An 8,462-nucleotide genomic window follows, 5' to 3' on the forward strand; every position below is an offset into this window, starting at 1 on the left:
AACCGCCGAGAGGATTCGCGGGACGAGAACCGGATCTCGCCCCGTCACGAACCGATCAACCACTCACGAACCGATCGTCGTCTCCCCTCGGTCCTCAACGGGACACCCTGCTCCACCCACCGGCACCGGGAGTGTGACCGCTGTCGTACTCGGTGGTCAGTATCCGAGGGGTGCGGGTCAGGTAGGGGTGGAACAACCGGAAGACCACGACAGCGGGGGCGTAGAGCGGCACGACCGCGGACAACGTGGCCGCGGTGACCCCGGCACGGAACACGTCGGCAGGCAACAACCGCGGATAGCGATCCACGAACCGACCGTTGGCGAGCGAGACCACCCACAGCACGAGCACGAAGCCGGCCATGACCCCCACCGCGATGATCACGGAGGGCTGGTACCCCAGCCGCTGCGATCCCAGCATGACAGCGATCCACCCCAACAACGCGGGCATCTGGCCACGTTCGGTGGTGGCCGCCCACAGCAGTCCGCCGAAGACCGCGAGTACCACCCCGGCACTCTCCCAGGCCCGTACCACCCGGCCACTCCAGGCGATATCCGGGACACCGATCCGTTCCAGCAGGCCACGCCACACCTCCACGGCCGAGGGAGCGGCCTCCGGAGCCAAGAACTGCCCGCCGATCCAACACAACGTCCACACCGAGACCACGAACGCGGCCAGCCGTTGCCAGTACGGTCTGCTGCCCACGACACTGCACAACCTGAGTACTTCCCACCAGTGCGCCCGCACGAGGGTGACACCTCCGCCGATCGAATTCGCTGCACCACGCTGATCGTCACCGCCCGTGGGGCGTCGGGTCCATTGCCCGATCGGCGGCGTGTCCCGAACGCGTTGGGTAACCGGAACGGCCTGCTCCTCGTCCGGCGGAGCATGCCGGGGTGCACCGGCACGACCGGCCGCGCTCACCCACCGCGCTGATCCGCGCCCCGCCCGGCCACATCACCCAAGAGCCCGTCACATCACCGGGGGAATCGAGGCGCAGTCCCGGCGCGACGCACAGTGTCCGGTGACGGAACCGACCCCCGTACCGTCGACCAACCACATGTTCCCGGTCGTGGTCGACACCAACATCCGGTCAGTGGCGTCCGTGGACACGCGTATGTCATCGGTGGCACCGATCGGACGATCGAGCCTGAGGTGGACTCCACCACCGATCCGACTGCCCGTCGTCGGGTCGATCGTGGTGATGCGGACGGCCTCGGTCACGGCGCACTCGTCGGGCCGAAGCACGGCGAGTCCGGTCGACGTCCACGCCGTCCGGAGCGGTCCGCACCCCACCTCGAAGGTGTCGAGCCGAGCGGCGCTGTCGCCACCCGCCGGAATCACCCGCAGCGTCGGCGGCTCGCTGCTCGTCCGGTCGCGCACGACGAGCGCCAGGCGTCCCGACCGGTCGAGTGCCAGATCCCGCACCACCAGGCCGGCGGGCAACGTGATCCGCCGGGTGGTGTTCCCCGAAACCAGCGAGACCCGATTTCCGCTCGCCACCGCGAGCCTGCCGTCTGAAGTGTCGATGGCGGTCACCTCGCCGCCGGGAACCACCCCACGCATCCGCCGAACCGTGGCGTCCGTGCCCATCCGCAACACCCCGCCGTCGGCAGTGGCCGCGTAGACGTGCTCCTCGCCCCTGGCCAGCGCCGTGACGTCGGTGTCCGGTCTGCCGAACTCGTGGCGCACCTCGCCGGTTTCCAACATCACGGAAACGAGCGTTCCGTCGGCGAGCTGAGTGACGTAGCTGTCCGGAGCCGTTCCGGTCGGTACCGTCGGGGGACTCCGGTCGACGACGAACACGAGTGTCAGCAACAACGCTGCGGTGGTGGCGGCAACGGCTCCGGTCACCCCGAGGACCGTCCGCGCTCCGGAACGCCTGCGACGTCCGGCCAGTACACGCGGCAGGGCCGTGGCGGACGGTTCCACATCGGCGACGAGCGCGTGCAGCCCATTACGCACCAGCTGCTCGTCGGAACTCCCGTCGGGGGCTGCGGTGTCCGACTCCGTCACACGCGCTCCCTCAGCAAACTCGACAATCGCGAGACCCCTCGGGAACAGTAGGCCTTGACCGCGCCCGGGGTCACTTTCATTATCTTCGCGGTGTAGGCCTCACTGAAGTCGGCGTAGTAACGCAGCACGACCGCTTCCCGCTGTCTGGGAGGCAGTCGGGCGATAGCGTCGGCCAGCACCGTGCGGTCGACACCGTGCACGCTCTCGTCCGGTCCGGACTCACGTTGTACCAGTCGGTGCTGATACTTTCGCGACACCTGCCGCCTGCGCAGCAGCGAACGGGACTTGTTGAGCACCGTCCGACGCAGGAAGGCCAACGCCTTGTCCCGGTCGCGCAGCCGGGCGCGGGAGTCGAACACCCGCATGAACGCGTCCTGCACCACGTCCTCCGCGGCCGATCCGTCGTCGACGAGCAGCACGGCCATACGCAGCAGTCCGGAATAGTGCTCGTGGTAGAGATCGGTCAGTTCGGCGGTCGACTCATCCATGTGGAGCATTCCGTCCGACCGTGCGGCGGGTGCGAACTCGATCGAAGGACGACGAAAGGCACGACACGCGAGTCCGCCGTGCGGGTTCAACCGCGCGTAAATCCTTCCGACCGATCACCACGACGCCCTCTACCACACTCGAAAACGGCGAACCCGACACCACGTCGGAGTGACACTGTGATCTTACCCGTTCGGGGAATAATGCCCGACAGTTGTCGGTGTTTCCACCCGACGACAGGTGATGTGAGGTATATCCACGGATGCCCATCGTCACCCGGCACGACCTCTAGTTGGGAGAAAGGCGCGGTCACGAGCGCCCGGTGAATCTTATGAAGTTCGGTATCTCCACATTCGTCACCGACGAAGGAATAGACCCGGCGGAGCTTGGCGAGGCCGCCGAACTGCGTGGTTTCGACGCACTGTTCCTCGCCGAGCACAGCCACATCCCCACGAGCAGGAAAACGCCCTATCCCGGTGGCGGTGACCTGCCGAGGCACTACTACCGGACCCTGGATCCGTTCGTGTGCCTCACCGCCGCCGCGGTGAACACCAGACACCTGCTGTTGGGAACCGGGATCGCGCTGATGATCCAGCGGGACCCGATCCACACCGCCAAGGAGACGGCCAGCCTGGACCGCGTCTCGGGAGGCAGGGCGATCCTGGGTGTGGGGGCCGGTTGGAACCGCGAGGAGATGCGCAATCACGGCACCGATCCGGCTCACCGTGGTGCGCTGATGGACGAACGCATCCGCGCCATGAGGGCGCTGTGGACGCAGGAGGAGGCGGAGTTCCACGGCGATCACGTGGACATCGAGTCCTCGTACTGCCGGCCGAAACCGGTCCAGTCACCGCATCCCCCCATCTACGTCGGCGGGGAGAGCGAACGTTCGGTCGAACGCGTCGCCGAGTACGGCGGTGGCTGGCTCCCCCGCTCGGGAGCCGAGAACCTGGCGAAACAGATCGAGCACGTCCGCGAACGCGCGGGATGGCGGGTTCCGGTGACGCTGTACGCGGCGCCCGACGATCCCGCGGCGGTCGAACAACACGCCCACGCGGGCGTGGACCGGATCCTGTTCTACCTCCCCACGGAGCCCCGCGACACCACGTTGCGTTACCTGGACCAGTTCGCCGAATCGGCCAGGAAATCACAGCGGTAACGGTGTCCGAGCACGTCGAACCGGCCCGCGCCGATCCACCGGACTCGGGCGCGGATCACGGTTCGGCGCGCTCCAACGCTCCGACGAATTCCGAACAAAAACCTCAGCGAGACTAAACCTCGTTTACCGAACGCCCGTACACGTCACAACGCCCGCACGAACCGGCACTCACCGCAGTCCGCACAATTTTCGACTCCGCCGTGAACAAAAGCATCCTCGCAGCACAGTGGACACGAACCACCTCTGTCGAACCCGAAGCGCGATCATCGGCGAGTTACGACGAATTGAGCGGCGAGAGGCGGGACGACGAAAAGCCACCGATCGAACACGGTGTGGCGCAACGAGCTCACGCCACCCATGATTCCACTGGACGGAAGCCCGCTGCCTCAATTCACCAACCGGGCTGAGAGGCTGAATCGAACGCAGCCTAGAAGGGGAGGTTGGAATGCGTACCCAGGTCGCGATCGTGGGAGCGGGTCCAGCGGGCATGCTGCTGTCTCATCTGTTGCACCTACAGGGAATCGAATCGATCGTGTTGGAGCGGCGCAGCCGCGAATACGTACAGCAACGGGTGCGTGCGGGAGTGCTGGAACAGGGCACCGTCGACGTACTGCGGGAAGCGGACGTGTCCGAACGGCTGGACCGGCAGGGCCATCCGCACCACGGAGTGAACGTGCAGTTCGACGGGGAACGGTTACGCATCCCGCTGTCCGAACTCACCGACGGGCGGAGCATCACCGTCTACGGTCAGCAGGAGGTCGTCAAGGATCTGGCTGATCGGCGTGAGCGTGACGGGGGCCAGGTCCACTACGAGGTCTCGGACGTCTCGATCGAGGGCCCCGACACCGAGCGACCGCTCGTGCGGTTCACGGCGAACGACGGGACGAACCACGAGATCCGGTGCGACTTCGTGGTCGGTTGCGACGGTTTCCACGGCGTCTCCCGGAACACGATCCCGCGAACGGTCCGCACCGACTACGAGCGTGTCTACCCGTTCGGTTGGCTCGGGATCCTCGCGGAAGTCGCGCCCTCCAGCGAGGAGCTGATCTACTCCAACCACGTCAACGGATTCGCCCTGCAGAGCCTGCGGTCACCGGAGCTGAGCAGGATGTACCTGCAGTGCGATCCCGACGACTCGATCGAGAACTGGTCCGACGAGCGGATCTGGGCCGAACTGCAGAACAGGCTGGGAACGCCCGGCTGGGAACTGCGGGAAGGACCCATCATCGACAAGAGCATCAGCGCGTTGCGCAGTTTCGTCACAGAGCCGATGAGCTACGGCAGGCTGTTCCTGGCGGGCGACTCGGCACACATCGTGCCCCCGACCGGCGCCAAGGGACTGAACCTCGCCGTGGCCGACGTGGCACGGCTGGCGCGGGCCGTGACCGACTTCTACAGCGGCAACGGCACCACCGGGCTCGACACCTACTCCGAAGACTGCCTGCGGCGCGTGTGGCGCGTGCAGCACTTCTCCTGGTGGATGACCTCGATGACCCATCGGTTCGACGGTCCGGACTCGGACTTCGACCGGCGGCTGCAACGCTCGCAGTTCGACTATCTGCGGACCTCGAAAGCCGCGGCCACCACACTGGCGGAGAACTACGTGGGGCTTGCCTCGGTCTGAGGGCCACGGCGACGACCGCGGCCACCCGACGCCGGGCCGCGGTCACCGCTCGGCTGAAACTCCCCGACCGAGCGGCTTCATCGGTCCCGCGACCACGCACCACTATCCGCACTTCGGACATTCGGGTGGCCCGCCCCCTTGCGGCGGGATGGTGGGACCACCGCACGTCGGACACATCGGTGACATAGCTCCTGCTCCCGACACACCTCCACACGGTTCACGACCACGAAACTCCCGGTAAGGAACTCGATTTCGCGCCACCCCGATCCCGGGGAGGCGAGTACCGCGTCGCCCCGTGAAGCCGCGTGCCCGGCGACATCCCGCCCGACACCGGACACGGGTGCACCGCCGGTGGCCGACGCGCCTCGGACCACTCCGCTCGACACACCGTGCTTCGCACGGGCTTTCCCCCTCACCGCTTCCTGCCGCACCCGGACCACCGCTGTCGATCGACGACGTCCGCGTGGCAGGAGCGATATCGGTCGCCGGGACGGAAACCGTTCTCGGTTGAATCGGTACAGCATCCCGAAACGACGCCGACCACCGGGTATGTCACGCACAACAGTCGCGGCGCGTTCACACCGCTCCCCCGCTTCGAGCTTATCCCCACCGCTACCTTTGACAGGCATATCCTCCTCCTGTCAGTATTTTCTTACACCTGGAAAAAGTTCCAGCCATCGAGGCGGTGCGGAACGAAGTCCAGGACTGGGGCCGCGGGAACGAACCGAGACCGGCTGAACCTTCGATCGGAGTTCCGGGAGCTTTTCATGACCGATTCACGGGAGCGTCGAGAAAGCGGCGGGCGGAGATGGCGTCCACTGCTGCTGTCCGGACGGCCGTGGGCGGCGACGCTCTACCTGTTGAGCTACTCCGTGATCGGCACCCTGTTGTTCAGCCTGGTGCTGACGAGCGTGTTGGTCGCCGCGACCCTGAGCATCGTGTGGGTGGGACTCCCGCTGCTGGTAGCGGTGGCGGTACTGACCCGGGGGTGCGCGGCGATCGAACGATGGCGCGCGCTGCTGGTGACGGATCTCGTACCGGCCGTTCACCGCACGGTTCACGGCCGTGGAATCACGGCACAGCTCAGAACGAGGTGGTCGGATCCGGCCACTCTTCGCGCCTGCGGCTACCTGATCCTGATGTACGTGCCGTTGCTGATACTGGACACCGCCGTCGTGGCACTCTGGTTGTCCGTCGTCGGAATGGTGACGGTTCCACTGTGGTTCTGGGCGATTCCGCAGAACGGTGGCCACGGAGTGATGATCGGCTACCGGCCGGATGCGCCGGACACCACGAGTTTCGCCTTCGGAGACGGCTCGTTCGGGCTGTGGATAGGGGATCTGCCCACCGCCCTGTTCGCGGCCGCGTTGTTCCTGGTCCTGGCCTTCGTCCTCGCACACCTGGTAGTGGCTGTCGCCGAGTCGCACGGCAGAGTGGTGCGCTCGCTGCTGGGGTCACCCACCGATCCGCTGGCGACCGTCAGGCGGACACTGGACGAACCCGGTCCGCTCCACGGCGGGACACCTTCGGAAGCCGGAAGCCGCGGTGGTATCGGCAACCGGTGAACGCCATCCCCGTTCGGAGCACCCGCGAAGCGACGGGAAAATCGGTCGGACGAGAAACCGCCCGCGGGGGTGAAATCTGAACAGCGAGGAGCTGCTGAACTTCCTTTCCGCGGTGGGACACTCCCACCGGCTGCGCATCATCGCCGCGCTTTCCAGCGGCCGGGTGCACGTGAGCGAGCTCGCCCGCAATCTCGGGCTGTCCCGGCCGTTGCTGTACATGCACCTCGACCGGCTGGAGAAAGCGGGACTGGTGCGCGGCCGGCTGGAACTGTCCCCCGACGGCAAGGCCATGAAATATTTCGAACTCGTCGACTTCGGGCTACATCTGACACCGGAAACCGTCATAGCGGCTCTGGACGCCGACGAGCGGGAAACCAAGGACGAATGAAGGGATCGGGGCATGAGCGGCGCCGTGACTGCCATCCTGATCGTGCTGATCGCCGTCGGGGGACTCACGACAGGAGTCGTCACCTATTTCCGGCTGCAACGACACCGGGCCGACGCCGTGGCCATGGCGAACTACCGCAAGCTCGCCGAGGAGGCAGTGGCTCGCCAGGAGGCGGTGGAGAACCGGCTGCGGGAACTCGACTCCAGACTCACGGAGATCGAGCGGATGCTGCGCAGCATCGACTGAGCGGATTTTCGGCCGACCGCTCCGGACTCTCACACGTCGAATCGCGGAACGACGGAGGAGGCTCGGGGCACGGAGCGAAGTGCGGCAAAGGTGTGGGGACGATCTCGGTTGGATCTCCCCACGTGTCCGCTGCGCTGGGGTGTTGGTGGGACGGGTGGGACTTGAACCCACGACAAGACGAATAGTGGGTCGGTTCCTGCCGTCGTTTGCCGGTGGGTGCCGATACCCGCTGTCACCTGGCTCGATGCCGCCTCCGCACCGGTCGCTGTGGCTGGCCGGTGCTCGTCGTCTGCCGTCGTTTTGTGTGGGAAAAGTGTGGCGGCACCGGCTACGACTGCTTAAGGGGAACCGGCCACTTGGTGTGGCTGGACTCCTTATGATCTTGGCATGGTGTCTGATGCCTCCTCACTGGAAGACAGGTTGGCCAATGCAGCGCGAACGGGCGAACTGCTCGACGTCAGTGATAAAATTGATCGCCGGATTCCGGCAATCGCGATCCGTAAGTTGCTGTTCGGTTCAGATGCGGAAAGTATCGACCCGCGGGGAGTGCGGCTGCAGGGTGCTTACATCACCGGAGAACTGGACCTCATCGATGTACGAACTGCCGTGCCCTTGACGCTGCACCAGTGCGAGTTCGAAAAGGGCATCAAGGCCATGCGCGCTCACTTTCCACATTTAGACCTGTCCCGAAGCCGGTTTCCTCATTTGGACGCTGATGATCTCGCCTGCGAACACAACATCTCTCTACGGGAGATTCATAGCGAGTGGCTGAGTCTGGTGGACACCAACATCATCGGCGATCTCAGCCTTAGAAGCGCCGAGATGACCGCAACCGGTAAGCCTGCTCTCAACATGGCGGGGAGTATCATCGGTGGCGATCTCCTTCTCAATAAAGAATTCATCGCTAGCTCCGACAGTCAGCTAGGCACGCTCCGGCTTCTCGGGGCTAGCATCACCGGACAACTTGACCTGTCCGGAGC

General features: G+C 65.5%; 8 protein-coding genes and 1 pseudogene. 6 read left to right on the forward strand and 3 right to left on the reverse strand.

Annotation, left to right across the window (positions count from 1 at the left end; translation table 11 throughout):
• Positions 1-94 precede the first annotated feature (94 nt).
• The 3 genes from BM150_RS21160 to BM150_RS21170 all read right to left on the reverse strand — a co-directional run bounded on the left by BM150_RS21160 (position 95) and on the right by BM150_RS21170 (position 2,502).
• Positions 95-745 (reverse strand): hypothetical protein, encoded by a 651-nt coding sequence (locus BM150_RS21160; protein WP_175496952.1) that lies wholly within the window; start codon positions 743-745, stop codon positions 95-97.
• 225 nt (positions 746-970) lie between these two features.
• Positions 971-2,014: a hypothetical protein gene (locus BM150_RS21165; protein ID WP_092929328.1), complete on the reverse strand. Its 1,044-nt coding sequence runs from the start codon at positions 2,012-2,014 to the stop codon at positions 971-973.
• Positions 2,011-2,502: a SigE family RNA polymerase sigma factor gene (locus BM150_RS21170; RefSeq protein ID WP_092929365.1), complete on the reverse strand. Its 492-nt coding sequence runs from the start codon at positions 2,500-2,502 to the stop codon at positions 2,011-2,013. Before BM150_RS21170 ends, BM150_RS21165 begins: the two co-directional genes overlap by 4 nt.
• A 329-nt stretch (positions 2,503-2,831) precedes the next feature.
• Here BM150_RS21170 and BM150_RS21175 point away from each other — a divergent pair, with 329 nt between their 5' ends.
• From BM150_RS21175 to BM150_RS21200, 6 genes and pseudogenes are all read left to right on the forward strand, one after another.
• Positions 2,832-3,659 (forward strand): LLM class F420-dependent oxidoreductase, encoded by an 828-nt coding sequence (locus BM150_RS21175; protein WP_092929330.1) that lies wholly within the window; start codon positions 2,832-2,834, stop codon positions 3,657-3,659.
• Between the two features lie 445 nt (positions 3,660-4,104).
• Entirely contained in the window at positions 4,105-5,283 is a 1,179-nt protein-coding gene (gene pobA / locus BM150_RS21180; RefSeq protein WP_092929332.1) for a 4-hydroxybenzoate 3-monooxygenase, read from the forward strand.
• A 767-nt stretch (positions 5,284-6,050) separates the two neighbouring features.
• Positions 6,051-6,848 (forward strand): sensor domain-containing protein, encoded by a 798-nt coding sequence (locus tag BM150_RS21185; RefSeq protein WP_092929334.1) that lies wholly within the window; start codon positions 6,051-6,053, stop codon positions 6,846-6,848.
• A gap of 112 nt (positions 6,849-6,960) precedes the next feature.
• Entirely contained in the window at positions 6,961-7,236 is a 276-nt protein-coding gene (locus tag BM150_RS21190) for an ArsR/SmtB family transcription factor (protein WP_217641799.1), read from the forward strand.
• 12 nt (positions 7,237-7,248) lie between these two features.
• On the forward strand, positions 7,249-7,482 hold the full coding sequence (locus BM150_RS21195; RefSeq protein ID WP_092929338.1) for a hypothetical protein: 234 nt from the start codon (positions 7,249-7,251) through the stop codon (positions 7,480-7,482).
• 387 nt (positions 7,483-7,869) lie between these two features.
• Positions 7,870-8,462: pseudogene (locus BM150_RS21200) on the forward strand (hypothetical protein); the annotation flags it as partial.

This window comes from Actinopolyspora alba, assembly GCF_900112765.1.
In the GTDB taxonomy this organism is placed as follows: Bacteria; Actinomycetota; Actinomycetes; order Mycobacteriales; family Pseudonocardiaceae; genus Actinopolyspora; species Actinopolyspora alba.

Bases quoted from the DNA above. Each gene is read 5' to 3' on its own strand.
- BM150_RS21185 (WP_092929334.1), top strand. From the start codon at position 6,051: ATGACCGATTCACGGGAGCGTCGAGAAAGCGGCGGGCGGAGATGGCGT.
- BM150_RS21195 (WP_092929338.1), top strand. From the start codon at position 7,249: ATGAGCGGCGCCGTGACTGCCATCCTGATCGTGCTGATCGCCGTCGGG.
- pobA (WP_092929332.1), top strand. From the start codon at position 4,105: ATGCGTACCCAGGTCGCGATCGTGGGAGCGGGTCCAGCGGGCATGCTG.
- BM150_RS21175 (WP_092929330.1), top strand. From the start codon at position 2,832: ATGAAGTTCGGTATCTCCACATTCGTCACCGACGAAGGAATAGACCCG.
- BM150_RS21170 (WP_092929365.1), bottom strand. From the start codon at position 2,502: ATGGATGAGTCGACCGCCGAACTGACCGATCTCTACCACGAGCACTAT.